The following is a 25,782-nucleotide window of genomic DNA, read 5'->3' on the forward strand; positions in this document are numbered from 1 at the left end:
TTATCAACAGATCAGACCGCAGGCCCCTGCACCCCGGTTTTCTGATCATAAAACGGTTTGCAAAGGCGAGCCTTTGCCGGGTTCCAGGGCAGAGCCCTGCCAGTCCCGCACCCGCCAGTCTCACACAGGTCAAAGGCCAGACCTTCTGGTATCAGAGGCTGTTTCAAAAGCCTGTCAGCCGGCAATCCGACGCGCGTTTGCTGCGCTCCGATGCTCACGCGGCCCGCACGGCCGCTTTGCTTCCGTGCTCAAAAACACACGCCGGTCAGGAGTGTTCTCCCTCAGCAGTGAGGCTTTTGAAAGGCTCTGTTGTCGTTAGGTGTTGATCTGTGATTTTTCAAAGGGTTAGAAAAAGATCGGGCTCTGCCCGTGCCCGGAAGGGGTCGCGGACCCCTTCACCCCAATCTGTTGATAAATAAGCAGGTTTCCAAAGGTCTGCGACCTTTGGTGGGTTCCAGGGCAAAGCCCTGAGAAGGTGCCAGCACTTAATGACAACAGAGCCTTTTGAAACAGCCCCTTATTACTTATGAGACGCTGAAACTCAGCGCGAAGTGCGTCGGGTCAGTTGCGAGAGATCACGCACCGCACCGCGGGCGGCGCTCGTGGTCAGTGCCGCGTAGGCCTGAAGTGCTGTCGAGACCACACGGTCACGGAGCGGTTTCCATCCTTCGTCGCCACGCTCATCCATCCGTATGCGCCGGGCCGAGAGTTCGGCGTCCGGCACTGAGGTGCGAAGAATACGGGACGGAATATCGATTTCGATCATGTCTCCGTCCTCGATCAGACCGATTACCCCTCCTTCGGCGGCTTCCGGTGAGATGTGGCCGATGGAAAGCCCGGAGCTGCCGCCGGAAAACCGGCCATCCGTGATCAGGGCACAGGATTCCGCCAGACCCTTCGATTTCAGGTAGCTTGTCGGATAAAGCATTTCCTGCATGCCGGGACCGCCCTTCGGGCCTTCGTAGCGGATGACCACCACATCACCGGCGGAAATTCTTCCACCGAGAATGGCGGATACGGCGGCATCCTGACTTTCAAACACGCGGGCGGGGCCGGAAAAAGTGAGCAGGCCGGGCGCAACGCCAGCCGTTTTCACGATGGCGCCATCCTCTGCGATATTGCCGTAAAGTACGGCCAGGCCACCATCTTTGCTGAAGGCGTGATCGCCGGAGCGAACCGCGCCTTTGATACGGTCGGTGTCGAGCTCTTTATAACGATTTGCCTGCGAGAACGCTTCGGTTGTGCGAACGCCGCCCGGCGCCGCGCGGTAGAAGCCTTTTGCCGCATCCGTGGCCGTTTCGCAGCCGATGTCCCATTCGACCAGTGCATCCGCCAGAGAGGGCGCATGCACCATCGGGACCGTGCGGTGCAGCAGGCCCAGGCGGTCCAGTTCGCCCATGATGGCCTGCACGCCGCCTGCCCGATGTACATCTTCCATGTGCACGTCCGCCTTTGACGGCGCGACCTTGCAGAGATTGGGCACTCTGCGGGACAGACGATCGATATCGGCCATGGTGAAGGGCACTTCGCCTTCATGAGCCGCTGCCAGAAGATGCAACACCGTGTTTGTCGAGCCGCCCATGGCGATATCCACGGTCATTGCGTTCTCAAATGCCTGAAGCGTCGCAACGGAGCGCGGGAGGACGCTGCTGTCCCCATCCTCATAGAACTGTTTTGCCATCGAAACCACGAGCCGGCCTGCTTTGAGGAACAGTTCCTTTCGGTCGGCATGGGTCGCGACGAGGCTGCCATTGCCAGGTAGCGAGAGCCCGAGGGCTTCGGTCAGGCAGTTCATGGAATTGGCGGTGAACATGCCCGAGCAGGAGCCGCAGGTCGGGCAGGCGGAGCGTTCGATGGCATCCGATTCTGCCTCGCTGACAGACGGGCTGGCAGCCGCGACCATGGAGGTGACGAGATCGACATGCTTTTCGATCTGTCCGTCCATCACCCGTCCGGCTTCCATTGGTCCGCCTGAGACAAACACGGTCGGGATGTTGAGGCGCATCGCCGCCATCAGCATGCCGGGCGTGATCTTGTCGCAGTTGCTGATGCAGACCAGCGCGTCCGCGCAGTGGGCATTGACCATGTATTCCACGGCGTCCGCGATCAACTCACGCGAGGGCAGGCTGTAAAGCATGCCGCCATGGCCCATGGCGATGCCGTCATCGACGGCAATGGTGTTGAATTCGCGGCCGACGCCCCCTGCTTCGGCGATTGCGCCGCAGACGAGCTGACCAAGATCCTTGAGATGGACATGACCGGGGACAAACTGCGTGAACGAATTGGCGACCGCAATGATCGGCTTGCCGAAATCGCTGTCCGTCATGCCCGTGGCACGCCACAGGCTGCGTGCCCCGGCCATGTTGCGGCCATGAGTGGTCGTGCGGGAACGGTAACCGGACATGAGAGGATCTTTCTGCTCTGAAACAGGGGTGACGGGCTGGCGGACGATGCCACCCGGTCTGATGATGTGGGCCCCTATAGCCGGAAAACCACCCTGCGTCAGCTAAAGCCTCAGGCGGCGTGCCAGTTACCGCCTTTTTTATAGGCCATATCCATGTCCTGGATGATGCTTTCAAACTCCGGCGCGCGCAGAATCAGCACGGACGGATCAAAAGGTTGCCCGGTCCGGAATGATGTATGCAGTCTGCGGTTCAGGGCGCGGTTGAATACGCCAGGGCCGGTTTTATAGGCGATATACAGCCCGTGATGCAGATAGCTGTTTCTGTAGAGAGAGAGCAGGCAGTCGGACAGAATGGGGCTGTTGCTGCGGCTTCCGAAGAAGTCATTATGAACGTAGTAGTTGTCCGTTACAAAGAACAGATGTGACGGATTCTGCGACGTATATTTTTCCAGCGTTTCAGGTGAGGTGATCCGGATATCGGCATCCAGCCACCAGCCACCGAGTTCCTGAATCACGTGGACACGGAGAAAATCCGCCGCTTCGGCCGGGTGTCTCGCGTTCAGGAACAGATCCCGCGCTTCCTTGCCGTAATATTCGTAGATCCAGGCAGCGCCTTCGTCCCGGTCAAAGATATGGACGTCGAAATTATCAAGGTCGCAGTGGTAGTCGTAGTTTTCCTCGACTTCCGGCGGAGGGCTTTTATCCCAGTACATATAGATCTTTGACGGGATACGCTGATCTTCGGGTTGTGTTCCGGGGAGCGTGGGCTGCGGCAGAATCGAAAGGGCGGTCTCAAGGTAGAGGACGTCGACTTCCTCACCGGTGTGAAAGCTCTCGAAGCAGTTATCCATGCGCTTCAGAGCTTTGACAGGATCATGCTGGCGCCATGCGATTTCGATGCCGCTGATGTAGTCATACATTGTCTGGGACAAAGTGCGGAGATACCCGAGTTCCTCCGGCGGCGGTTCCATTCCTGATTTCAGGAGACAAAGGAGGCGGGCCTGAAGCAGCGACGATGCCAGCGGGTACTCATCCGGCTTTTTAGAATGCATATTGTAGGCAAGACCGTAAAAATTCGCGGCTTCCCTGACAAGTTTGTGCATATGCAGAATATTCGCAAGCGTAAACACATGCTGAAGCGTATCTGCTTTATGCGTATGGTAATAATCCATCGCCTGATGATTGCCGGCGAAGTCCTCCAGAGTAAAATCGGAGATTTTTTCGATCGGAAGCGTCAGGAACGTTGCCGGTTCAGAGGGTTCAGCAGTCATGATCTGATCTTTATTGCCTTTGTCACCGGGGCGCAATCACCACCCGCCTGGAAGCGATTATCACCCCGGATATTCACCATTCTGATATCATCGTCCAGTCAATGGCGACATCGTCGTCTGACATATTATTTCCTCATTCCGTCTCCCGGATTTCGTCAGAAAGAAGGGCCATCAGACGTGCGGCAGGCATCGGACGGACCCGTCCGGCATTGCTGCCGGCCCAGAAGGCTCCGTAGCCTGTTTCGCCGCAGGCTCGCGCTGCCCTGTCGAGTGCTTTTCCGGCCTCATACGCGCAGGGATAGGCCGGAATGACGGGTCTGTCCGGTCGTACGTCCAGAGATGTGAACCGGTTGATGATACCGCGTGCCGGTCGCCCGGAAATCGCTGACATCATGGCGGTTCCACTCTGGCCGGCAGCGCTCAGGGCAGCACGATGAGCCGGGCTGGCCGCGCTCTCATCACAGGCGACAAATGCCGTTCCCATCTGCACCGCCGCCGCGCCTGCTTTCAGAGCAGCGACGATGTCGGCGCCGTTCATAATGCCACCTGCGGCGATAAGCGGCAAAGGCGTGCAGGCCGCTATCCGCCGGAGAAGAGTGAGCGTATCCAGTCTGAGATCCTCTGCCTGAGGATCGGAGAGTCCGCGATGACCGCCGGCTTCGTAACCCTGCGCAATCAGAAAATCGATGCCGGCCTCTGTCGCCTGTCGTGCCTCCGCCGGTGCTGTCACGGTTGCCGCCAGCAGGATGTCTGCGCCACGTAAGGCGGATATCATCGCGTGGTCGGGCAGTCCGAAATGAAAGCTGACAAGTGCCGGGCGCTCCTTGATCAGCATGTCGCATATGGCGCTGTCGTCACGGAATGACGGATAGATTTCGTGCAGCGTGGCGGGCGGTTCAGCCTTGTAGCGGGCGAATTCCGGTCGCAGCCAGGCCAGCCATCGCTGATTGCAGGTCGGATCAGGCGGCACGGAACGGTGACAGAAGACGTTGACACCAAACGGCCGGCGGGTCAGGCAGCGCGTCTCGCTGATCGCCACGCGGGCCGTTTCCGGACTCATGGCCCCGATACCCAGGGAACCGAAGCCACCGGCCTCTGAGACCGCCGCTGCCAGCGTCGGAGTGGAAACCCCGGCCATTGGCGCCTGAATGACGGGGATATCGGGAACGAGATGCCGGAGGAGCATGTCAGCCTCTTTTCACCGGGGGAACGTTTATCCCGGAGCGGATGCCGTACAGAGAGCGACGATACGGCTGGCGACGCTGTCTGGCGTGGCAAGGGCAACGTTTTCTTCAGCCGGAAACGCCTGAGCCCGCAGTCGCGTTGCCGTCGGGCCTGGATCAAAAAGATGCGCCCTGAAAGACGGGCAGTCAGCCATCTCCTGCTGCCATGTGCTGACCAGCGCCTCTGTTCCCGCGCCACAGGTTGCGCCGATGGCATGAAAGGGCGCCGGGCCGTTCAGACTGCTGTTGGTGAGCATGATCGCACGGCCAGCCGGTGCATGGCGCAGCATCGGCGTTGCAGTGCGCAGCAGACGCATGGTGGCGCTGAGATTGATTGTCAGCGCGCGCGCCCAGTCTGTATCGCGAATATGGGCCAGAGGGGTTGGTGTCACGAACAGCGCGGCGGCGTGGATGAGGATATCCAGCCGACCGAAGCGCTCCGCAAGCGACGGCCCGAGCATGTCGACTTTCGCGCCGTCGGCGAGATCCAGCGGCAATAATGTCGCACGGCGGCCTGTTCTGGCGGCAACCAGATCGTCGGTTTCGTTGAGGCCACCTGCTGTGCGGGCAGTCAGGACGCACTGCGCCCCCTGTGCCGCGAGGGCAATGGCTGTGGCACGGCCGATCCCCCGGCTCGCGCCCGTGACGAGCGCGACGCAGCCATCAAGCGGCCCGTTACGGCCGGTCATGGTGACCCTCAGGCCGTGCCGGGCCCGAATTCCGTGTCATGATCGACAAGAGGAATCGGATAATCACCTGTGAAACAGGCATCGCAGTAACGGGTCTGTGATGCGTCCCGTCCCTTGTGACCCAGAGCACGGTAAAGCCCGTCGAACGAGATGAAGGCCAGACTGTCGACACCGATCAGTTCGGCCATTTTTTCGATATCATACTGTGCCGCCAGCAGCTTGCTGCGCTCCGGCGTATCGATGCCATAGAAGCAGGAATGGCGGGTCGGCGGCGACGAAATCCGCATATGGACTTCCTTCGCGCCGGCGGCCCGCACCATATCGACGATCTTGCGCGATGTGGTTCCCCGCACGATCGAATCATCGACGAGAATGACGCGCTTGCCGTCCAGCACCGGTTTATTGGTCGAGTGCTTCATCCGCACGCCGAGATTCCGGATCTGATCCGTCGGTTCAATGAAGGTGCGCCCGACATAATGGTTGCGGATGATGCCAAGCTCGAAAGGGATGCCACTTTCCTGCGCGAACCCCATCGCGGAGGGCACACCGGAATCCGGCACCGGCACCACGACATCGGCGTCCACACCGCTTTCCCGGGCCAGTTCGATGCCAATTTTTTTCCGGGCGTTATAGACCGGCACGCCATCCAGCACCGAGTCGGGGCGGGCGAAATAGATATATTCGAAGACGCAGAAGCGGGGACGTTCAGGTGCGAATGGCCTGACGGAGCGGATACCGTCCCGGTCGATGATCACCAGTTCGCCGGGCTCCACGTCGCGGACGAATTCGGCGCCGATGATGTCCAGGCCGCAGCTTTCAGAGGCGAAGATCCAGCCCGAAGCGTCATTTGCCGCAGCACCAGGCATCTTGCCCAGCACCAGTGGACGGACGCCGAGCGGGTCGCGCACGCCCATCAGGGCTTCCTGCGACAGGACCACGAGGGAATAGGCGCCCTGCACCTGCTTGAGGGCGTCGATCAGACGGTCCTCAACGGTTGCGTAGAGCGAGATGGCGATGAGGTGGATGAACACCTCACTGTCGGTCGTTGACTGGAACAGGCATCCCCGGCGCACCAGTGCCCGGCGGAGCGTGTTGGCGTTGGTCAGGTTGCCGTTATGCGCGACGGCGAGGCCGCCAAACTCGAATTCGGCGAACAGCGGCTGCACGTTGCGCAGGAGCGTGTCACCGGTGGTCGAATAGCGGTTGTGACCGATGGCGTTTGGGCCTGGCAGGCCGGCCATGACTCTCGGATCGCTGAACACGTCACCGACCAGGCCCAGCCCGCGATGAGAAGAGAATTTCTTTCCGTCGTAGCTGACGATCCCGGAGGCTTCCTGGCCGCGATGCTGCAACGCATGCAGCGCCAGCGCTGCGATCGCGGAGGAATCCGCGACATTCCATGCCCCGAAGACGGCGCATTCCTCATGAAACCTGTCATCATGATCATGCACGGCGTCAGACCAGGGGTGCGTGGTCAGCGCCTGCCGGAGAGAATGCCTGTCGGACATCAATCTTTATCCCTCCCTGACCATCCATTGCGCGCGCTCTGCGCCGATGCGTCAGGGTTTCTGTGTATGGGCTTCATCGGGCAGTTCCTGCCCGGCGAGGTCATGACGCGTGCCGGCGTCCTGTGCAAGGCCGGACGGCATAAATCTGGACAGCATCGGCGCCAGATATGTGAGAGCCGCGGCTGGACCTGCATAGGAAGTGCCCCCTGAGAGACCGGAAAGCAATGCCCCTCCGGGTGCCGCAACCCACGCACTCACAAAATAGAGCGTCACGACGACGATGCAACCGCGCAGCGCGCCAAAAACGCCTCCGAGCAGCCGGTCGAGATCAGCCAGCACGGATTTGCGGACCAGGTGGGAAAATATGCTGGTCAGAATACCGGACACCACCAGAACGATCACGAACACCGCGCAAAACCCGAGCAGGTTCGCCATTGTCTGAGGCCGCACCGAGGGAAAGGCCCAGTGCGCAAAATTCTGTTTCCAGGCCATGGCGGCAAAGGGCGCGGCGATCCATCCGGCCGCCGAGAGCAGTTCACGCGACAGCCCCCGCTTCGCGCCATAAAAAACCGAGACTAGCAGGATCAGGTCAATCAGGACAGCCGGGGCGCCTGTCGGGTTGGACGTGACGACGGTGATGGAAGACTGCGCCGCAGTCCCCACGGAAGCCCAGTCCGGCACAAAATGAGACCACATCGTCACAGGGATCGCAGCAATGGCGTTGTCCGCACGCGGAAGGGTTTTGATATGGCAAAATCTGACAGGGCAAAACGAGTCATCGGAGGGCTGGCGAGTCCTGCGTCAGGGCCGTTTATGCCGTCAGGAGCGCGATAAAGCCACATAACGTCTTTTAAGGAAGTTTACTGGTTGCAACCCGCCACGGGCCAACCCGTCGCGGGCGATGACGGCCGGACGCGCGACTCAGGCGTAGACTGAGTTCACCCATCTCAATCCGGGCATGGAGTTCGTTCCAGACTGCATCCGGATCAAGATCCTGCTCGCTCCACAGCCGGAACAGGGCCTCAAGAAAAGCAGCGCTGCCCCGCACCACGCCCTGGCTGTTTCCGGTAATGGCTGCAATGGCACATTCTACCGTGATGCTGCCAAATTCGGCAGCGATGGCATGTGTATCGTCTGTGCCGGCCTCCTCCACCTGACGCGCAGGCAGAGGAGACAGGCCGGTGGCAGCATCGGTTGGGCGATTTGTCATCCCCTTATCATGACGAGCGCGGGGCCGTGCGGTCAATCAGCCGCACGACATCCGCCCGCATCAGAATGGAACGGCGTGTGCTTCACGAACCGTTGCCGCGGTGACCATTGCCAGTGCCGTTTCCGTGCGACGCCGTGTGCGCGCCAGCCATCCTCTGCCCCACCGCCTGAAACCGGATCGCGCCCGATATTCACGCTCCTGCATGCCGGACAGCACCAGCACCATGAGAAGATCCATACCGCCTCGCCGGGCAAGGGCGCGCCTGACTTCGGGTCCGATCCCGCTGCTTGGTGGCAGACCGAGACGCGCGTGGAGGACTGAAAGCGCATCAGGATCGATCTGAGGCAGGATGTCGTCAATCTCAGCCTGACTCAGCGCCGTGAGGGTGCGATTGCCGATGATGCCGTCAGGGGTGGCTCCCGTCATACGCTGGAGAAGATGCGCCGACAGATGAACGCCGCAGTTCCATCCGAAATCGAATACCATGAGATCAATTCCGGCAGACAGTGCCGAGCAGGCGAGCGGGTTCCAGAACCGGGAACGCGCAATGGCATCGAATGTCGCGAGATCGAGATTTTTCATGTCATCTTCGGTGATTTTCGCAGGCTGCATCCATGATGCGAGCATGGGGGCGGAGACACCATAGCAACTGCCGATCAGAGCACCTTTGCTACCATTCTCTTCGGGCAGCCAGTTACCCGTGTCTTTAGGATCATTACTGTACCCACCCTCCGCGGTCCTCACGAAATCAAGGCAGGCGTCAAAATTCTGGCCGGTCAAAAGGAAAATCTCCGGATCTGGAGGAAATGGCCGGCACACCGTGCGTCACGAACGGCCCGGCCGCCAAAGCCAGAGTGTAACTGTCCCCGGATTCAGGATTATGTCTTATAACGAAAAGTGTTTTCTAGATCAGAGACGTCTTCCTGAATTCAGGAAAGCTGTTTTGTAATTTCTTTAAAACGCTTTTTAAAAAGCTCAGTTGTCGTTATGTGCTGGTCTGTGATTTTTTAAAGGGTTAGCAAAAGAACCAGGCTCTGCCCGCACCCGGAAGGGGTCGTCACGCGAAGGCGTGCTGCACACGATGCCCTCTTCCTCCCGATCTGTTGATAAAAGCCGTTAAGCCTGTTTCCAAAAGTTTGCGACCTTTGGCGGGTTCCTGGGTAAGATCCTGAGAAGGTGCCAGCACCTCATGACAACAGAGCCTTTGGAAACCAGTTTATTATAAATAAACAGGGGTGCAGGGACCTGCGGTCCCTGCCAGAGCCCGGTTTTCTTCCCGGCGGTCAATCTTTGCGCAGGCTGGCTTTATGCTGGCTGGTATTAATCCGCTGAGGCGAGCAGATCAGCTATCACACCGTCCATCGCAGCAAGCGCATCAGAAACCGCCAGCTTCACCTGAACACCGCGCCCGCCACCGTTCATCAGAATGCAGGACAGTTCCAGCGCTTCCTGAGCTACAGCCGTGGGCACGTGCTTTCGCCGTCCGAACGGGCTGATTCCGCCGACCCTGTATCCGGTGATCCGCTCGGCATCCGCCGGCTTCATCATCTTCGCGCTCTTGCCTGAAAATGCGGCGGCCAGTTTCTTCATGCTGAGTTCCCGCGCAACGGGGATCACAACGCAGACCGGTTTGCCGTCTACTTCCGCCATCAGGGTCTTAAACACGCGTTCCGGCGGCTCGCCCACGGCGGCGGCGGCATGCACGCCGAGTTTTTCTACGGAAGGGTCATAATCATAAACAAGCGTCTCAAACGCGATATTTTTCCGTTTGAGAAAAGCCGTGGCGGGCGTGGTCTTCGTCATGCCGGCATCGTATCACATCGACCGTACAGGCAAAGTCTGCACCGGTGAGGATGTTCAGGTTTCAATCCGCCATCCCTGCGCCTGCAATATAGCTTCATCAAAAAGCGTTCCGTATTCATCCGACCAGTCACCGGCGACATAACGAAGCAGGACTCTTTTTCCTTCTGAATTTCGCCAGGCGTACCAGCCACCGGTGCACCAGGACGTCATCGCAGCCATTTCCCGGCATCGTAATCCGCTGGCAGAGACGTGCGGTCAGCGTTTTCAACACATTCCCTGATGAGCGGCGCGCAGGCGGCTGTTGGTCCCGCCATGCTGAGCGTGACGCCCGTGAAATGCACTGCCGCGACATATCCCGCATGAACCCGGATGACCGTATGGCAGGTGCCGCTGGCACCGAGCGCAAGAGTGGGCGTAATACCGGGCGGCAACGTCGATGAAAGGGTCACAGCAGGCTGTACCGGTTCGTTCTGATCATAGGACAGAATCCAGTCCGTCTGTGAAATCTGCATCGTGCGGGCCGGTTTTCCCGCACAGGACAAAAGATCCGGCAGAGGCATCGTGACCAGTTGCGTCCGTGCGCCTCCTGACAGATGAGACAGACACCCGGTACAGAGTGAACAAAACAGAAGAAAAAAGACAGACCGCGAAGTTCGGAAGTAACTATATACAAACATATACTGTCAGATCATGTGGAAACAGACGGGTAGTCTATCCGTCTTCATAAACCTTCGGTGGTGATGTCTGTTTTCACGATGCCAGAATCAGAAAGGACGTCACACCGGAAAGGTGGACGCCCTCTGAAAGCTGATTATCCCGGAACGTGTTTTGCCGCACAAAACGCGACGGACGATCCGGGATGCCTGATCTGTTTCTGATCAGGCGACGCGGCGCGCTCCGCCACCAGGACGCCCACCGCCGCTGCGACCACCATTTCGCGGCGGCCCGCCACGACCGCGACCGCCACCACCCAGCACGGGCGGCCTCATTGTCGAATTCTCGGCAGTGTCGGAATGATAAGGGTGATCCCGTACGACAGGTACGCTCTTGCCAATCGTTTTCTCGATATCCCGCAGCCAGGCACGCTGCTCCGGATCACAGAAAGAGACTGCCCAGCCTTCGCGCCCCGCACGCGCGGTGCGCCCGATCCGATGAACATAGCTTTCCGGCACATTCGGCAGATCGTAGTTGAAAACGTGGCTGACATCATCAACGTCAATGCCACGAGCGGCGATATCCGTTGCGACAAGTACTTTCACGCTGCCGGACCGGAAGCCTGACATGGCGCGCTCACGCGCACCCTGTGACTTATTGCCGTGGATCGCTTCCGACGAAATGTTGTTTTTGTTGAGAAACTCAGAAACTTTATTGGCCTCATGTTTCATCAGCGTGAAAACGACGGCTCTGGCGACCTTCGGTGAATTCATCAGAAGAAGCAGGGCCTCTTTCTTCTTGTCCTGCTCAACGAACATCACAGCCTGACGGATACGGTCGACAGTGCTGGACGGCGGCGTGACTTCGACCGTGGCCGGATCGCGCAGCAGGGAATTGGCCAGTTCCGAGATGCTGCGTGGCATGGTGGCGGAGAAGAGCAGAGTCTGCCGTTCGCGTGGCAGAGAAGCGACGATGCGTCGGATATCCCGCACAAATCCCATGTCCAGCATGCGATCCGCCTCATCGAGAACAAGAATTTCCAGACTGTGCAAATCGATATGGCCCTGGCCCATCAGATCCAGCAGGCGGCCGGGAGCGGCAACGAGAACATCGACACCGCGGCGCAGGGCTTCAACCTGACGGCCCTGCCCCACGCCACCGAAGACGACGGCGTGCGTCAGTTTCATATGACGGGCATAGGCTTTGAAGCTGGCGTCAATCTGAGACGCGAGTTCCCGGGTTGGCGCAAGCACGAGCGCGCGGGCACCTTTTGGCGTCGGACTGTGCCGGTGCGTCAGAAGATGATGGAGAATGGGCAGAGCGAAAGCTGCCGTCTTGCCTGTACCGGTCTGGGCGAGGCCCAGCAGATCACGGCCCTGTAAAAGATAAGGGATGGACCCTGCCTGAATTGGGGTTGGCGTGGTGTACCCCTCGTCAGTGAGGGCACGTAGCAACGGTTCGGCAAGCTTGAGATCGGCAAACGTCGTCATCTAGATAAAACGCCTCCTGGTGCGCGAGAAATAACGAAGGCTTCCGGGAGGCCGTCGCTTTCCAAAGTAAGGGGTTATGTCTGTTGCCCGGCTTTGCGAGGCTTACAGCGAAGCGACCGTTTTCGGCGCGAACGCTGATCTGTGTGCGACATTACCTTTGTAGAAACAGAGCCGGCTTTTCTGAACCGGCAAAAATACCGACCTCGCCAAACGAGTTAATCCTATGCCAAATTAGCATGATTTTCAAGCTGGCTGTCTGGGTTTTTTAGCACAGGCGGGGATAAAGGATTATATATTTAATTTCATAAAATATACCCGAATCAATCTTTATCCAGTAAATTCAATTAGTTTCACCATCAGAAGCACTTCAGAAATAGTTTTTTGACGAAACGTAACGCCTGTTTTTAAATGGTGCTTTCATATGCCCGAACGGCAAGCCTCATTGCTCCGTCCACGGCATTTCCCTGTGACGGTGTCAGCCTGTGACGCACGATCTCCGGCAGATGCGGCGCGATAACCGGAGCCAGACCACCCAGCAGGCAGAATGACAACAACGAAAACCCCTCCTCTGACAGCAGAGCAACTGCAAGACGCCCCAGTTCAGCCCCGGCGCGATTCAGAATGGACCCGGCGACCGGTTCGCCGTCCCGCGCTTCTTCCACCACCACCGGCACGAGAGAGGCAAACCGCGCGGCCGAAGCGCCGATACTCCAGCACAGCGGGTCGTGTCCGGTTTCGACAAGATGCGCCCATAACCGGGACGACAAGCGGGATTTCGGAGTGCGCCGATCCTGCACGTTCAGCATATGGCGCACGGCTTCAAGGCCTATCCAGGCACCACTGCCTTCATCGCTCTGGGGAAATCCCCATCCTCCGGCACGGCGAATTTCAGCCCCGCGGATGGCATAAGCGACACTGCCGGTTCCGGCCGCCACAACAGCGCCATCGGCACCACCATGTGCCCCGAGACAGGACGTAAATGCATCAGTCCGGATTTCAAGTCCTGCGAAGTCTGTACACAGGTGACTGAACCGCTGCGCGCTGTCCGCGACTTCCGCTCCGGCCAGGCCGGCCCCGGCGAAGATACGCAATGCGCCGGAGGTGAAATCAGCCGGTGAGAGACCGGCCTTGCGTAATGCCTCATCCACGCCGGTCCGGACCGATTGACAGGCCAGATGAATATCGCTCGCAATGTTGGCTGACCCGCTACGTCCTTCACCAAGCACCGTGCCATCGGGCAGGGCGAGCCGGACAATCGTTTTCGTCGCGCCGCCGTCAATGGCCGCAAGAACAGTCTGCACCCCGGAGGCGGATACGGAAGCACTCACCGTTTTTTCTCCGCGTCAGACAAGGATATCTCCGGGCCACGGCGCCGCCCTTCTCCTCCGGGTGTTTTGCCCAGCAGAAAAAGCGCCTGTTCGCCAAACAGATTGGCAAGTCTGATGGAGCGCCGCCAGGGCGCGCGCTCTCCGTCTTCGTCAACAGCCATCCAGTTATGGACGCGATATCCTTCTTCCCCGCACAGGGCCAGAAAGTCCCGGATCGTGCAGGGATGAATATTTGGCGTGGCGTACCATGGTGTGTTCCACACCGCCGTATTGGGCATGCGGCCACTTGTGAGCAGCTTCAGTCGCAATTCCCAGTGTCCGAAATTCGGGAAAGATACGATGGCATAACGACCGATTCGCAGCATCTGCCGCAGAACCTCGCGGGGCCGTTCGACAGCCTGCAATGTCCGCTGCAGCACCACATAATCGAAGCTGCCATCCGGATAATGTGCGAGATCGTGGTCAGCATCACCATGCACGACCGGCAGGCCATGCGCCACCGAACGCGTGACCTCTCCCATATCGATTTCAATTCCCCGCGCGTCACACCCTCTGGTGCGGAACAGATGATCGATCAGGGCACCATCGCCGCTGCCGATATCCAGCACCCGCGTGCCGGGCGTTATCATCCCGGCGATCAGTCGCTGATCGAGGCGCATATCAGGATGGTTCCTTCCGGAAAGACATCACGATCAATCCTTATGCTTCGGCTGCGTGATGTCCGAGTCCGGCATGCTCTGCCGCTCCCGAAAGGAAGCCACGCACGGTGCGGTCGAAATCCGGTTCGTCGAGCAGGAACGCGTCGTGGCCTTTGTCACTCCCGATCTCCACGAAAGACACGTTCGCTGCCGCACGGTTCAGAGCCCGGACGAGCACCCGGGACTGCGATGTTGGAAACAGCCAGTCTGAAGAAAATGAAATGACGCAGAACCGGGTTGCTGTTCCCGCGAACGGCCCGGCATAATCGCCGTCATGCTCTGCCCCGAGATCCATCCAGTCCATTGCCCGTGTGATGGTCAGATACGAGTTGGCATCGAAACGATGGACGAAACTTGAACCCTGATGGCGGAGGTAGGATTCCACTTCAAAAATCTCACCGAAGAGAGACAGGGATTGTGGTTCCGCCACGGTGCAGGGGGTTGCCGGTGGCGTGCTTTCCCGGCGGACACGACGTCCGAATTTCCGTGTCAGCGCTTCTTCCGACAGATAGGTGATATGCGCCATCATTCTGGCCACCGCCAGGCCGCGAGCCGGGATTGCGCCGACCTCCCAGTAGCGGCCGCCATGCCAGTCCGGATCAGCGAAAATGGCCTGACGACTGACTTCGTTGAAGGCGATATTCTGCGCTGAGTGAAAGGGCGCTGTCGCGATCGGCATCGCGGCGAAGACCATTTCCGGATAGGTCGCGGCCCATTCGAGCACCTGCATGCCGCCCATTGATCCGCCCACGACGGCAAACAGGCGCTCAATGCCGAGATGCCTGACCAGTGCGTGCTGCCCGCGAACCATGTCACGGATCGTGATGGGCGGAAAATCCGTTCCCCATGGCTCCGCCACATCATCCGTGCCGGCCTCACCCTGCGTATCGGACGCAGACGGACGCGGCGACCGCGGGCCTGTGGAGCCCATGCAGCCACCCAGTACATTTGAACAGATGACAAAGAACCGGTTTGTATCGATCGGTTTTCCCGGCCCGACCATCCGCGCCCACCAGCCGGCCCGACCGGTCAGAGGGTGGGTTTCGGCCAGATACTGGTCTCCCGTCAGGGCATGACAGACCAGGATGGCGTTATTTCGCTCCGGAGCGAGAGTTCCGTACGTCCGGTACGCGATCTCCACGGGCGCCAGAACAGTGCCACAGTCGAGCGTCAGTCCATCAGGAAATACGGCACGATCATGCTCGACCGGCGCGGGAATGTCAGTCTGGTCCATAAATTCCGGAGACCCCTTGAGCCACAGCCACATACGGGCGAACGCTGCCGGGATCAAGAACAACCGGAGATAAGAGGGTATTTCGTTTCCTGATCGCGATTGATTGACCGTTTTTTGATTAACGTTTAATTAACGAATATAAAGAAGTCGCGTGGAATAGAGCTATTATGAGCGATATGAGTGAGACTCACAAGACTACGGCTTCCACGAGCTCTTCACCTGAGGAATGTGATATTACTTCTCTCCGGATCATCGGACATTCCGGCCTTTTTGACACAGAATTCTACACCATCACCTACCCTGATCTGGCCGATCTGGGTACGGCAGCACTGGCGCACTATATTGAGCATGGCTGGCGCGAAGGCCGGCGCCCCAATCAGTATTTCGATCCACACTGGTATGTCGCCGAAAATCCGGAAGTGACCGGCGATCCTTTGCTGCATTATATCACCACCGGCGAAGCCGAGGGGCGTCGCCCGATCGCGTGGTTTGATCCTGTCTGGTACCGCGAGACTTATCCGGTTCCGGAGGGCATGCTGCTTCTGCGGCATTATCTGCTGAACCGCCACCGGACCGATGTCAGTCCGATGCCGGAGTTCGATCCGGCGTTTTATCTCAGAATTTATCCGGACGTGGCGCAGGCGGGCGTGGACCCGCTCGAACATTACATGGTTCAGGGATTCAGAGAGGCCAGACGCCCGTTCGCTGATTTCGACCCTCTTTTCTACCGGGCCCGCTACCTTGCGACCGACCCGGACACCAACCCGCTGGTGCATTATCTGGAGAATCGTCACCGTCCGGGTGTCCATTCCAGTGCACGTCTTGATGAAACAAACGTGTTCAGTGAACAGCGCCGCAACACGCGACCCGGGCCGTTTTTTGAAACACGTCAGCCGCTGCCAGCTTCGGCTGTCCGGCGAGCCCGTGTTCTTGCTTATTACCTGCCCCAGTTCCACCGGATTCCTCAAAACGACGAATGGTGGGGCACCGGGTTCACGGAATGGACGAATGTGACACGCGGCATGCCGCGTTTTCTCGGCCATTATCAGCCGCGCATCCCACGTGATCTGGGGCATTATACACTCGATAACCCCGATATTCTGCGCGAACAGGCAAGAATGGCCCGTGAGGCGGGGATTGAGGGGTTTGTCTTTTATTTTTACTGGTTTAACGGCACCCGGCTGCTCGACAGTCCGCTGGAAATGCTGCTGGCCAGTCCGGATATCGATCTGCCTTTCTGTCTGATGTGGGCCAATGAAAACTGGAGCCGGCGCTGGGACGGGTCTGAGGACGATGTGCTCATCGCCCAGGATTTCAGACCCGAGGATGAAGCGGCGCTGATCGCCTGCTTTGTCCGCCACTTCAGCGACCCGCGTTATATCCATATCGACGGGCGCCCGCTGCTGATGGTCTACCGGCCAGGCGTTATTCCTCATTGCGCAACGACAATCGCCCGCTGGCGACGCCTGTTCCTCGATGCCTGTGGCGCCGACCCGATTTTTGTCATGAGCCAGTCTTTCGGTGACAACGAACCGGAGAAATTCGGCATCGATGGCGCCATTGAATTTCCGCCTCACAAGGTGGTTGGTGGCCTGTCCTGCATCAATCCGCAGATGGCGCTGTTCGACATGGAGTTCACGGGCCAGATCTACGATTACAGTCAGGTCGTCGATAACGCCCTCGACATGCCCACGCCCGATTTCCCACTGATCCGTACGGCGGCTCCGTCATGGGACAATGATGCCCGGCGTCAGGGCGCGGGACTGGTGATGCATGGTTCGACACCGGCGCTTTATGAGAGATGGCTTTCCGGGCTGATCGATGAAGCCCGAAAGGCGCCGTTCTTCGGGCAGCCACTGGTCTGTATCAATGCCTGGAACGAATGGGCTGAGGGGGCTTATCTTGAGCCGGATCAGCATTTTGGCGCCGCCTTCCTGAATGCGACGGCCAGAGCAGTCACCGGGTTCTGCGCGGACACGGCCCCGCGCCGTCTGATGCTCGTTGGCCATGACACGTTCCCCGCCGGGGCGCAGATGCTGCTTCTGAATATCGGCAGGGCTCTGCGGCGCAATCATGGTCTTGATATTCTGTTCGTGCTGCTCGACGGGGGCGCCCTGACGGAGCGTTACCGCGAAATCGGCAGCGTGGAATTTCTCTCGCCCAATGATCCGGCAGCATTCTCCCGCCTGGAAAGCTTTGCGAAGGAGGGATATGTTAATGCGATCGTCAACACCGCCGGCGCGTCGGGTCTGACGGATACGCTGAGCGCTGCCGGAATCCGGTTTATCCAGCTTGTGCATGAACTTCCGGCCATCATCGCGAACCGACGGCTTGCTGAGCCGCTTTCCCGATCCGTTGCTGCCGCCCGCATGACCGTGTTCCCGGCAACGACCGTCGCGCAGCGTGTTACTGCGCTGTTGCCGGCGCCACCACACGCCACCGAAATTCTGCCGCAGGGCCTCTACACGCCAATCCGTTTCATTCCCAAAAGGCGCCAGGCGATCCGGAAATCACTTGGCATTTCTCCGAAAGACCGGCTGATTCTCGGTTCCGGTTACGGGGATATGCGCAAGGGGTTCGATCTGTTCCTTCAGCTCTGGTGCCAGACCGAGTCCGTTGACGAAACAGTGCAGGGCCGGACACATCTTATCTGGCTGGGCAACCCTGACCCCGCATTGCGCGACTGGCTCGGGGCGGAAATCGGACAGGCGCTCGAAAGCGGCCGTCTGCATTTGCCTGGCCATGTGGACACCGTACAGGATTACCTCTCTGCCGCTGACGTTTTCGTGCTGACCTCACGGGAAGATCCTTATCCGTCTGTTGTCATGGAAGCTCTGGCCGCTGGTCTGCCCTGCGTGGCCTTCCAGGGCTCAGGTGGCGCGCCGGATCTTCTTGCCCGCATCACAGAAACTCTGGGTACCGACGATATGGCGGCGACCGTGCCCCTCGCTGACACGACACGGATGGCACGGCGGGCCGTTGCGCTTGCAACCCGTGGCCTGAACGACGGGCTGCGTGAACGCGCCAGTCTGGCCAGACAGATCGCCGGCTTTTTTCCCTTCGACCACTATGCGGAGCGTCTGCTTGATCTGGCCGCACCGGAACGGCGACGGATTTCGGTTGTCGTTCTGTCTTATAATTACGCCCGTTATCTCGCCGCGCGGCTCAGCTCGATCTTCACCCAGACTTATCCGGTGCTCGAAATCATAGTGCTGGACGACGCATCTGCCGACGACAGTGTGGCCGTGGCCGAAGCAGTCGCAACGGAATGGGACCGTAAGATCCGTATCATTCCGTCCCGGCGCGGTTCGGGCTCGGTTTTCGCACAATGGCGCCGCGCGGTGAACGAAGCCCGTGGCGACTGGATCTGGGTCGCGGAAGCTGATGACATTGCCGATCCGGCCTTTCTGACCAGTCTCAGCGTGGCACTTGATGCTGCTCCGAACGCTGTTATGGCGTTCTGCGACAGCCGCGCCATCGATACTGACGGGGCGCCGCTCTATGACAGCTACAAGCCTTATTATGCCACCTCCGGCGTTACGGCTTTGCAGCATGACGGGATTCATGACGGTCCTGCTTTCGTGGCGAACTGCCTGGGCGAGCGAAATCTTATTATGAACGCCAGCGCTGTTCTGTTCCGGCGCGATGCTCTCCAGGCCGCGCTGGCACGATGTGCGGATCTCGAATCCTTTCGCATCGCTGGCGACTGGCGGCTGTATATCGAACTGCTCAATCAGCCTGGCGTGCAGGTCGCTTATGTCGAGCGCCCATTGAACGCGCATCGTCGCCATCAGGCTTCGGCGACCGGGAAACTGGCCCCGGATGCTCATCTGGCTGAAATTTCCCGCGTTCATCAGGTCGTCAACGACAAGATGCGACCGGACAAGACGATCAGAAAACGCCAGAAGGCCTACCTGGAAGAGCTTGCCAGGCAGTTTGCGCCGCCGGTTTCGACCTCTGCGGCTCCCGAAGACGAGGACGTTCCGGTCAGGGTGCGTAGTGTACTGTGATTTTTCAAAGGGTTATACCAGAGGTTGTGAAGATTGACCTGCCGATGAGAGTGTCCGGGCTCAGCCCGGACCCGGCAGGGACCGCAGGCCCCTGCACCCCGGTTTGCTGATCATAAAACGATTTGCAAAGGCGAGCCTTTGCCGGGTTCCAGGGCAGAGCCCTGCCAGTCCCGCACCCGCCAGTCTCACACAGGTCAAAGGCCAGACAGACCCTCAGTATAGCAGAAGACCGGGCTCTGCCCGAACCCGGCAGGGGTCGCAGACCCCTTCACCCCGATCTGTTGATTAACAGTCTGGTTTCCAGAGATCTGCGACCCCTGCCGATTACGGGCGGAGCGCACTTTACTGCGCGGTTTTAACCTGGCGCCTGTGGTGCTTTCCCCGAAAACTGACTTGTTTAATACATCAGGATGCAGGGAGAATTCCCGTAATGGTCAGTTTCTCTGACCGCTGGCTTCAGGATCGCTTCATCCAGCGATGTCCGTGGCGACCCTGGCCGATAATGAATGCAATGACTACGCAGGCCGCAATCGCGATGGCACCGACGGCCCATCCGGCCCGCGTCACAACGGTGAACAGCACACCAAGCGCCAGGCCGCCCAGAACAAAGCGCACCATTTCCCATAATGTGGCGCCGAAATGCTTCTCAGCGCCACAATGCGGGCAGATTTCCGCTGTCTGTCTCATCTTGCCGTGACAGACCGGACAAAGCTGGAGGCCCGACATCTCCGGAGTCCGCATTGGCAAAGGCGTCGATTGTCGCCGGTCTTCACCTCCGCTCTCAGACCGGTCCGTCATCATGGCTGTTCCTGGTCATGCTCGCCCTGCGCGATCCGTTGCTGCACTGCCTGACGCCACGGCGCGTCCTTCGGTGCGGCATCAAGCGCACGGCGATAAAGCGCCAGGCTGTCGGCACTGATTCGCCCCTGAGACCGGACCTGTTCTTCCGCCACCTGCAATGCCAGTTCCGGCGCGAATTCAAGATCAAGCGCCTTCCGCCAGGCGACCGCCGCATCCGCGTCATGCCCGCGGGACGCTTCAGCCTGTCCCAGCAGCAGATATCCCTGGCGAATACTGGGATCGCCGGGCGGCAGCACGGACAGTGTCTGTTTCAGCTGATCGATTGCCTTCCCGGCTTTTTCATCATGGGCGTGAACAGCTTCCAGCCGTGGGGCCAGCGGTTGCGCCGGGAAGCCGGGATGGCCACCACCCGTCAGATAGAGCCCGACCGCAACGAGCGGAACGAGAGCCAGGGCAATGAAAACCCGGTTCCGGGCAGCGCGGTCGGCCATTTCAGCAGGGGCGCGGTCCGCGACGAGGATGCGTCGCTGAATTTCCAGCTGCGCCACGGAATGCTCAGAGAGCGCGATCATCCCGGAGGACAGATCTCTGTCCAGTTCGACAAGCTGCGCTTCGTGCAGTTCAAGCGCGGCACTGCGCTCGTCGCGCGCCACAGCACGTCGCCAGAGAGCGAAAGCGGCAGGAAGCAGAGCGAAAACACTCAGGCAGGCGATACTAAGCCAGATCATGAAACAGCCCGGAAAACATAGAAAATGTGACGCGAGCGATCAGTCGCCACGCGTAAGCTCATCAAGACGCGCCTGCTCAGCAGCACTGAGCGGCGTCGCCTGGGGGCGGCGGCGAAACACCAGCAGAGCGGCGACAAGGCCGGTCACGAGCGCCAGGACCGGCATTCCCCACAACAGGAGGGTCGCAATCGTAACCGGAGGGCTGAGCCGGATGAAATTGCCATAGCGGGCGACCATCCAGTCAATGACCTGCCGATTGCTTTCACCCGCCGACACATGCTCGCGCACGACTTTGCGCAGATCGCGCGCCAGTCCGGCACTGCTGTCCTCGATCGATTCGTTCTGGCAGACCAGACATCGAAGCTGGGCACCGATGGCCTCGGCACGCGCTTCCTGCTTCGGGTCGGGGAGCATTTCGGAAGGGTCATCGACCGCGAGAGCCACTACCGGACCGCCGATCGACACCACCACCAGCAGCGGCAACAGGACACGGCGAAAGACAGATTTGCCGCTCATCCGCCGATCCTCTTCAGCGTGCCATCCAGCCCGGCCGCAACCTCGTCATTGTCCAGTCCGGCCGCGCTGTGCCAGATAATTGTGCCACCAGGCGCGATCAGAAAGCTCTCCGGTACCCCTGAAACGCCCCAGTCGATGGCAACCCGGCCCTCGCGGTCGCTGCCAATCCGCGCATAAGGATTGCCGGCATGTTTCAGAAGCCCGGCCGCATTGTCCGGCTTGTCCTTGTAAGCCACGCCCCAGATCGGCAACCGCTTCTGCAGATCGAGCAGTGCCTGCATCTCGGCGATGCACGGAATGCACCATGACGCGAAAAAATTGATCAGCACCGGCTTTGACAGTGCCCGGAGATCCGCCGTGGAAAAGCCTGTGCCCGGTATCTGATCAGCGAGGGTGAAGACCGGTACCGGCCGCCCTGTGACAGGTGCGTTGATGTCGTGCGGATTGAAAGACCCGCTTTGCATACCCGCGAGCATTTTCCAGAAGGCGACACCGCAGATCGCGGCGCCTGCGAGCGGCAGGCCCATCATCAGTCGCCGGCGGGTGACATCACCGGAAGCGCCGGACGGAGGGGAACGGAGATCGTCGCTCATTCCGCGGCCACCGCATCAGGCATGGGCGCACGGCGGGGCGCGCCAACCCGCATCCGCCGGTCGGACAGCGACAGGGCGCCGCCCATGGCCATGATCAGCGCACCGAACCACATCCACGGCGCCAGCGGGTTATAATGCAGGCGCAATACATAGGTCGGGTTTGCGTCCGTGCCGTGCCGGTCGCCAATCACGCCATACAGATCGGACAGTCCGTTGGTGTGAATGGAAACCTCCGTCGTCGTTTGATTCTGCGAGTTGAAGCTGCGTTTGGAGGGATGCATCACCGTGACAATGCGACCGTTGTGACGGATTTCAATCGTCGCCACCATTGCCACGTAGTTCGGACCGGGTTCGGTCTTCACGCCGGTCAGCGTCCAGTCATAGCCTGCCAGGCTTTCCGTCTGCCCGACATGGACCTCGACGATGCGATGCTGGGCCTGAGACATCGCTGCCAGCCCAAGTACCGTCACGCCAACGCCGGCATGAGCGAGCGCCGCGCCAAATGCCGAACGGGGCAGCGACCTTGCCCGCTGAAGGCTCTGCGACAGCGGAACCCGGAACAGTGCCACGCGGCCCGTGACATCGGTCACGCTCGTGGCGATCACCCAGACGGCGAACGTTGCGCACAGCACGGGCAGCACGCCGGACAGACCCCACAGGCAGACTGCGAAAGCGCCAAGTGTGACGAGCGCTGCGATCCACAGACGACGCAGCACCGGCCAGAGCTGAGCCCTTTTCCAGGGCAGCATCGGTCCGAACCCCATGACGGCGAAGAGCGGAATAGCCAGCGGGACTGTTGCGGCATCGAAGAACGGCTTGCCGACTGAAATCGTCTTGCCGAACAGCAGTGACATGAACGGCGGATACATCGTGCCGGTCAGCACAACCGCGCAGAGCGAACAAAGCAGAATGTTGTTCAGCACCAGCGCGCCTTCACGCGAGACCGGCGCGAACAGGCCTCCCGCTGTGAGCGAAGGGGCGCGCCATGCGAACAGGACCAGCGATCCGCCAATCACCACGCCCAGCAAGCCGAGAATGAAGATGCCGCGCGCCGGGTCCTGGGCGAAGGCATGGACGGAATTGAGGATACCGGAGCGGACGAGGAAAGTGCCGGACAACGAGAATGAGAAGGTCGCGATGGCGAGCAGGACCGTCCAGATTTTCAGCGCTTCGCGCTTCTCGACCACAACAGCCGAGTGCATCAGCGCTGTGCCGGAGAGCCAGGGGATCAGGGAGGCGTTTTCCACAGGATCCCAGAACCAGTAGCCGCCCCAGCCGAGCACATAATACGACCACCAGGAGCCGAGCGCGATGCCGCAGGTCAGGAAGGCCCAGGCGGCGACGGCCCAGGGGCGGACCCAGCGGCCCCAGGCGGCATCGACGCGGCCTTCGATGAGTGCGGCGATGGCGAAGGCGAAAGGAACGGCGAAGCCGACATAGCCGGTGTAGAGAATGGGCGGGTGGAAGGCGAGGCCCGGATCCTGGAGCAGGGGGTTCATGCCCTGACCATCAAGCGGGGCAGGCCAGACACGGTCGAACGGGTCGGAAGTGGTGAGGCAGAACAGCTCGAACCCGGCGGCGACACCACCGAGCACGGCGAGAACGCGGGCACGGAGCGCGGAGGGCAGGTTGCGTCCGAACGCGGCGACGGCGGCGCCACAGATGCCCAGAATCATCGCCCAGAGGAGGATCGAGCCTTCGTGGTTTCCCCAGACGCCACTGATTTTATAGAGCAGGGGCTTGGCGACGGCGCTGTTCTCCAGAATGTTGGAGACGGAGAAATCGTTGGTGATCGCCGCGTTGACGAGGCACAGGAATGATGCCGCCAGGGCGATCAGCTGTCCCACCGCCAGTCCCGGGGCGACGGCCATCAGGCGACGGTCGCGGCGTTGCGCGCCGATCAGTGGCAGAATGGTCTGCGCCAGCGCGAACACGCAGGCCAGAGACAGGGCGAAACGACCCAGTTCGGGACTCATACGTTCGGACTCCGGTTGCCGGGGAAGCAGACGTCCCGCCCGGTCGTCACAAATACGGTCTCAGTCATCACTCTTATTTACCCTGCACCGACGCGGATGCCTGCTTCTGCGTCATCGCGTTCCAGCTCGCCGCATTCGGCGGCGGCCCGAATTTCGGGTCCCACTTACCGGATTTCTGCAACGCTTCGGCCACTTCTTTAGGCATGTATGTCTCATCATGCTTGGCCAGCACTTCGGATGCCATGAACCCGCCGCCAGGAGCCATCGAGCCGACGGCCACCACGCTTTGCCCCTCGCGGAACAGATCCGGCAGAATGCCTTCAAAACTCACCGTGACGGCGGACTGCCCGTCAGTCACGTCAAACCGGTTGATCGGGGTATCGCCTTTACGGTCCCGCTTCACGGAACCGGCCACAACCATGCCGCCAAGGCGAACAGTCCGGTCAGCCGGAGGCGGTTTGGCGTTCAGTTGAGACGGAGTCATGAAAAGCTGGATATTGGAGGAAAACGCTGAAAGCGTGAGGCCCGCAGCAGTTCCGAGGGCAGCCACGCAGGTGATCACGAGCCACAGACGACGGGTCTTGCGCTTCATGCCGTCTCTCCCTGGCCGGTTCCGCGTGCCCGGCCAGCTCCGCGTGTCGCTTCAAGTGCCGCGAGACGCGCACGGTCCCGACGGAGCCGAAGCGCCGCTCCGATCGAGAGAAACAGCGCCAGCCCGATCGCGAGACCGTATGAGGTAATAATATAAGGCAGGTGCGTCATGCCGCGTACTCCCCGACGGCACCGCTGGTATCAGCCTCGCCATTTCTGCGCGGGCTGGACAGCAGACTGCGTATCCGGCTCTCCATCACTCCGGCCCTCAGTCTCGCTACGACGATCGCGGCAAATCCCAGCGTGAAACCGAGCGTGCAGACCAGGAGCGGCCACAGCATGGCGTGAGACATGGTCGGCGCTCCACGCAGCGTGATGCTGTCTGGCTGGTGCAGGGTGTTCCACCACTGCACACTGAACTTGATGATCGGCAGATCGACCGCCCCGGCGAGGGCAAGGATCGCGGCGGCGCGGTAGCCTCGCTGCGGGTCATCGAAGCCGCGGATCAGGGCGATGTGGCCGAGATAAAGAAAGAAGAGGACCAGCACCGAAGTCAGACGCGCGTCCCAGACCCACCAGGTGCCCCACATCGGCTTGCCCCAGAGGGAGCCGGTGGCAAGGCACGTCGCTGTCACGCAGGCACCAACGGGACCAATTTCCACAGCGGCCAGATCGGCCAGCGGATGGCGCCAGACCAGGGACAGCACTGAGCAGACGGCCAGCGCGAAATAGCCGGAGGAGGCGAGCCAGGCGCAGGGAACATGTACATACATGATCCGCACGGAATCGCCCTGTTGCCAGTCCGCCGGAGAGAAAAACAGCCCCCAGACAAGACCGGTCACGCTCAGAATCAGAGCAGGCCAGGTCAGCCAGGGTTGCAGTTTCACCCCCAGACGCAGAAAACGACCGGGATTGGCATAGCGGTGAAACAGGGCTCCTGCCCGCTCTGTCAGTGTCGGCGTCGCGCTCAAAATCTGTCGTTCCTGCCTGGGCGAGAGAGAACGCCCGTTACCGTTAGAGTAATGCCCCGATATAACGTACCATTCTGTGACACA

24 protein-coding genes are annotated in these 25,782 nt (G+C 60.1%); 1 reads left to right on the plus strand and 23 read right to left on the minus strand.

Translation table 11 applies throughout. The features are described 5' to 3' along the window. Positions 1 to 541: 541 nt before the first annotated feature. The 15 genes from ilvD to metX form a co-directional block, all read right to left on the minus strand. Entirely contained in the window at positions 542 to 2,404 is a 1,863-nt protein-coding gene (gene ilvD / locus GOB85_RS09020; protein WP_173577221.1) for a dihydroxy-acid dehydratase, read from the minus strand. Positions 2,405 to 2,514: 110 nt separating this feature from the next. Beyond that, positions 2,515 to 3,675, minus strand: coding sequence for a glycosyltransferase family 32 protein (locus tag GOB85_RS09025; protein WP_173577220.1), 1,161 nt, complete (start codon positions 3,673 to 3,675; stop codon positions 2,515 to 2,517). Positions 3,676 to 3,808: 133 nt separating this feature from the next. Then, a complete protein-coding gene (locus GOB85_RS09030; protein WP_173577219.1) occupies positions 3,809 to 4,861 on the minus strand; it encodes an NAD(P)H-dependent flavin oxidoreductase in 1,053 nt (350 codons plus the stop codon). A gap of 27 nt (positions 4,862 to 4,888) precedes the next feature. Beyond that, a complete protein-coding gene (locus GOB85_RS09035) occupies positions 4,889 to 5,587 on the minus strand; it encodes an SDR family NAD(P)-dependent oxidoreductase (RefSeq protein WP_173577218.1) in 699 nt (232 codons plus the stop codon). A gap of 8 nt (positions 5,588 to 5,595) precedes the next feature. Beyond that, entirely contained in the window at positions 5,596 to 7,095 is a 1,500-nt protein-coding gene (gene purF / locus GOB85_RS09040; protein ID WP_173577217.1) for an amidophosphoribosyltransferase, read from the minus strand. A 51-nt stretch (positions 7,096 to 7,146) separates the two neighbouring features. After that, entirely contained in the window at positions 7,147 to 7,791 is a 645-nt protein-coding gene (locus tag GOB85_RS09045; RefSeq protein ID WP_242011401.1) for a CvpA family protein, read from the minus strand. Between the two features lie 154 nt (positions 7,792 to 7,945). Further along, entirely contained in the window at positions 7,946 to 8,305 is a 360-nt protein-coding gene (locus GOB85_RS09050) for a nucleoside triphosphate pyrophosphohydrolase family protein (protein ID WP_173577215.1), read from the minus strand. Between the two features lie 60 nt (positions 8,306 to 8,365). Beyond that, positions 8,366 to 9,085 carry a glycosyl hydrolase 108 family protein gene (locus GOB85_RS09055; protein ID WP_173577214.1) on the minus strand — a complete coding sequence of 240 codons (720 nt, stop codon included), beginning with the start codon at positions 9,083 to 9,085 and terminating at the stop codon, positions 8,366 to 8,368. 540 nt (positions 9,086 to 9,625) lie between these two features. After that, positions 9,626 to 10,108, minus strand: coding sequence for a Cys-tRNA(Pro) deacylase (ybaK, locus tag GOB85_RS09060; RefSeq protein ID WP_173577213.1), 483 nt, complete (start codon positions 10,106 to 10,108; stop codon positions 9,626 to 9,628). Between the two features lie 54 nt (positions 10,109 to 10,162). Further along, positions 10,163 to 10,318 carry a hypothetical protein gene (locus tag GOB85_RS09065; RefSeq protein WP_173577212.1) on the minus strand — a complete coding sequence of 52 codons (156 nt, stop codon included), beginning with the start codon at positions 10,316 to 10,318 and terminating at the stop codon, positions 10,163 to 10,165. Next, positions 10,315 to 10,668: a hypothetical protein gene (locus GOB85_RS09070; RefSeq protein ID WP_173577211.1), complete on the minus strand. Its 354-nt coding sequence runs from the start codon at positions 10,666 to 10,668 to the stop codon at positions 10,315 to 10,317. Before GOB85_RS09070 ends, GOB85_RS09065 begins: the two co-directional genes overlap by 4 nt. A gap of 318 nt (positions 10,669 to 10,986) precedes the next feature. Next, a complete protein-coding gene (locus GOB85_RS09075; RefSeq protein ID WP_173577210.1) occupies positions 10,987 to 12,252 on the minus strand; it encodes a DEAD/DEAH box helicase in 1,266 nt (421 codons plus the stop codon). 404 nt (positions 12,253 to 12,656) lie between these two features. Further along, positions 12,657 to 13,580: a BadF/BadG/BcrA/BcrD ATPase family protein gene (locus GOB85_RS09080; RefSeq protein WP_338421689.1), complete on the minus strand. Its 924-nt coding sequence runs from the start codon at positions 13,578 to 13,580 to the stop codon at positions 12,657 to 12,659. Beyond that, positions 13,577 to 14,239, minus strand: a complete 663-nt coding sequence (gene metW, locus GOB85_RS09085; protein WP_173577209.1) for a methionine biosynthesis protein MetW — start codon at positions 14,237 to 14,239, stop codon at positions 13,577 to 13,579. Before metW ends, GOB85_RS09080 begins: the two co-directional genes overlap by 4 nt. Before the next feature lie 40 nt (positions 14,240 to 14,279). Beyond that, on the minus strand, positions 14,280 to 15,512 hold the full coding sequence (metX, locus tag GOB85_RS09090) for a homoserine O-acetyltransferase MetX (RefSeq protein WP_173577208.1): 1,233 nt from the start codon (positions 15,510 to 15,512) through the stop codon (positions 14,280 to 14,282). Between the two features lie 167 nt (positions 15,513 to 15,679). On the opposite strand from metX, the gene GOB85_RS09095 reads away from it, so the two are divergent. Beyond that, positions 15,680 to 19,522, plus strand: a complete 3,843-nt coding sequence (locus tag GOB85_RS09095) for a glycoside hydrolase family 99-like domain-containing protein (protein WP_242011399.1) — start codon at positions 15,680 to 15,682, stop codon at positions 19,520 to 19,522. A gap of 456 nt (positions 19,523 to 19,978) precedes the next feature. Here GOB85_RS09095 and GOB85_RS09100 read toward each other — a convergent pair whose 3' ends face one another. The 8 genes from GOB85_RS09100 to GOB85_RS09135 form a co-directional block, all read right to left on the minus strand. Beyond that, a complete protein-coding gene (locus GOB85_RS09100) occupies positions 19,979 to 20,323 on the minus strand; it encodes a hypothetical protein (RefSeq protein WP_173577207.1) in 345 nt (114 codons plus the stop codon). Then, positions 20,320 to 21,051 carry a c-type cytochrome biogenesis protein CcmI gene (ccmI, locus tag GOB85_RS09105; protein WP_173577206.1) on the minus strand — a complete coding sequence of 244 codons (732 nt, stop codon included), beginning with the start codon at positions 21,049 to 21,051 and terminating at the stop codon, positions 20,320 to 20,322. The genes GOB85_RS09100 and ccmI overlap by 4 nt, the downstream gene beginning before the upstream one ends. A 39-nt stretch (positions 21,052 to 21,090) precedes the next feature. Continuing rightward, positions 21,091 to 21,567 carry a cytochrome c-type biogenesis protein gene (locus GOB85_RS09110; protein ID WP_173577205.1) on the minus strand — a complete coding sequence of 159 codons (477 nt, stop codon included), beginning with the start codon at positions 21,565 to 21,567 and terminating at the stop codon, positions 21,091 to 21,093. Next, positions 21,564 to 22,160 carry a DsbE family thiol:disulfide interchange protein gene (locus tag GOB85_RS09115; RefSeq protein WP_173577204.1) on the minus strand — a complete coding sequence of 199 codons (597 nt, stop codon included), beginning with the start codon at positions 22,158 to 22,160 and terminating at the stop codon, positions 21,564 to 21,566. The genes GOB85_RS09110 and GOB85_RS09115 overlap by 4 nt, the downstream gene beginning before the upstream one ends. Beyond that, on the minus strand, positions 22,157 to 24,136 hold the full coding sequence (locus tag GOB85_RS09120; protein WP_173577203.1) for a heme lyase CcmF/NrfE family subunit: 1,980 nt from the start codon (positions 24,134 to 24,136) through the stop codon (positions 22,157 to 22,159). The genes GOB85_RS09115 and GOB85_RS09120 overlap by 4 nt, the downstream gene beginning before the upstream one ends. Before the next feature lie 73 nt (positions 24,137 to 24,209). Next, a complete protein-coding gene (ccmE, locus tag GOB85_RS09125; RefSeq protein ID WP_173577202.1) occupies positions 24,210 to 24,728 on the minus strand; it encodes a cytochrome c maturation protein CcmE in 519 nt (172 codons plus the stop codon). After that, complete coding sequence (locus tag GOB85_RS09130; RefSeq protein ID WP_173577201.1) at positions 24,725 to 24,898, minus strand: hypothetical protein; 174 nt, start codon at positions 24,896 to 24,898, stop codon at positions 24,725 to 24,727. Before GOB85_RS09130 ends, ccmE begins: the two co-directional genes overlap by 4 nt. Next, on the minus strand, positions 24,895 to 25,698 hold the full coding sequence (locus tag GOB85_RS09135; RefSeq protein ID WP_173577200.1) for a heme ABC transporter permease: 804 nt from the start codon (positions 25,696 to 25,698) through the stop codon (positions 24,895 to 24,897). Before GOB85_RS09135 ends, GOB85_RS09130 begins: the two co-directional genes overlap by 4 nt. Between the last annotated feature and the right edge of the window lie 84 nt (positions 25,699 to 25,782).

The sequence above is a fragment of the Acetobacter fallax genome (genome assembly GCF_011516735.1).
Lineage (GTDB): Bacteria > Pseudomonadota > Alphaproteobacteria > Acetobacterales > Acetobacteraceae > Acetobacter > Acetobacter fallax.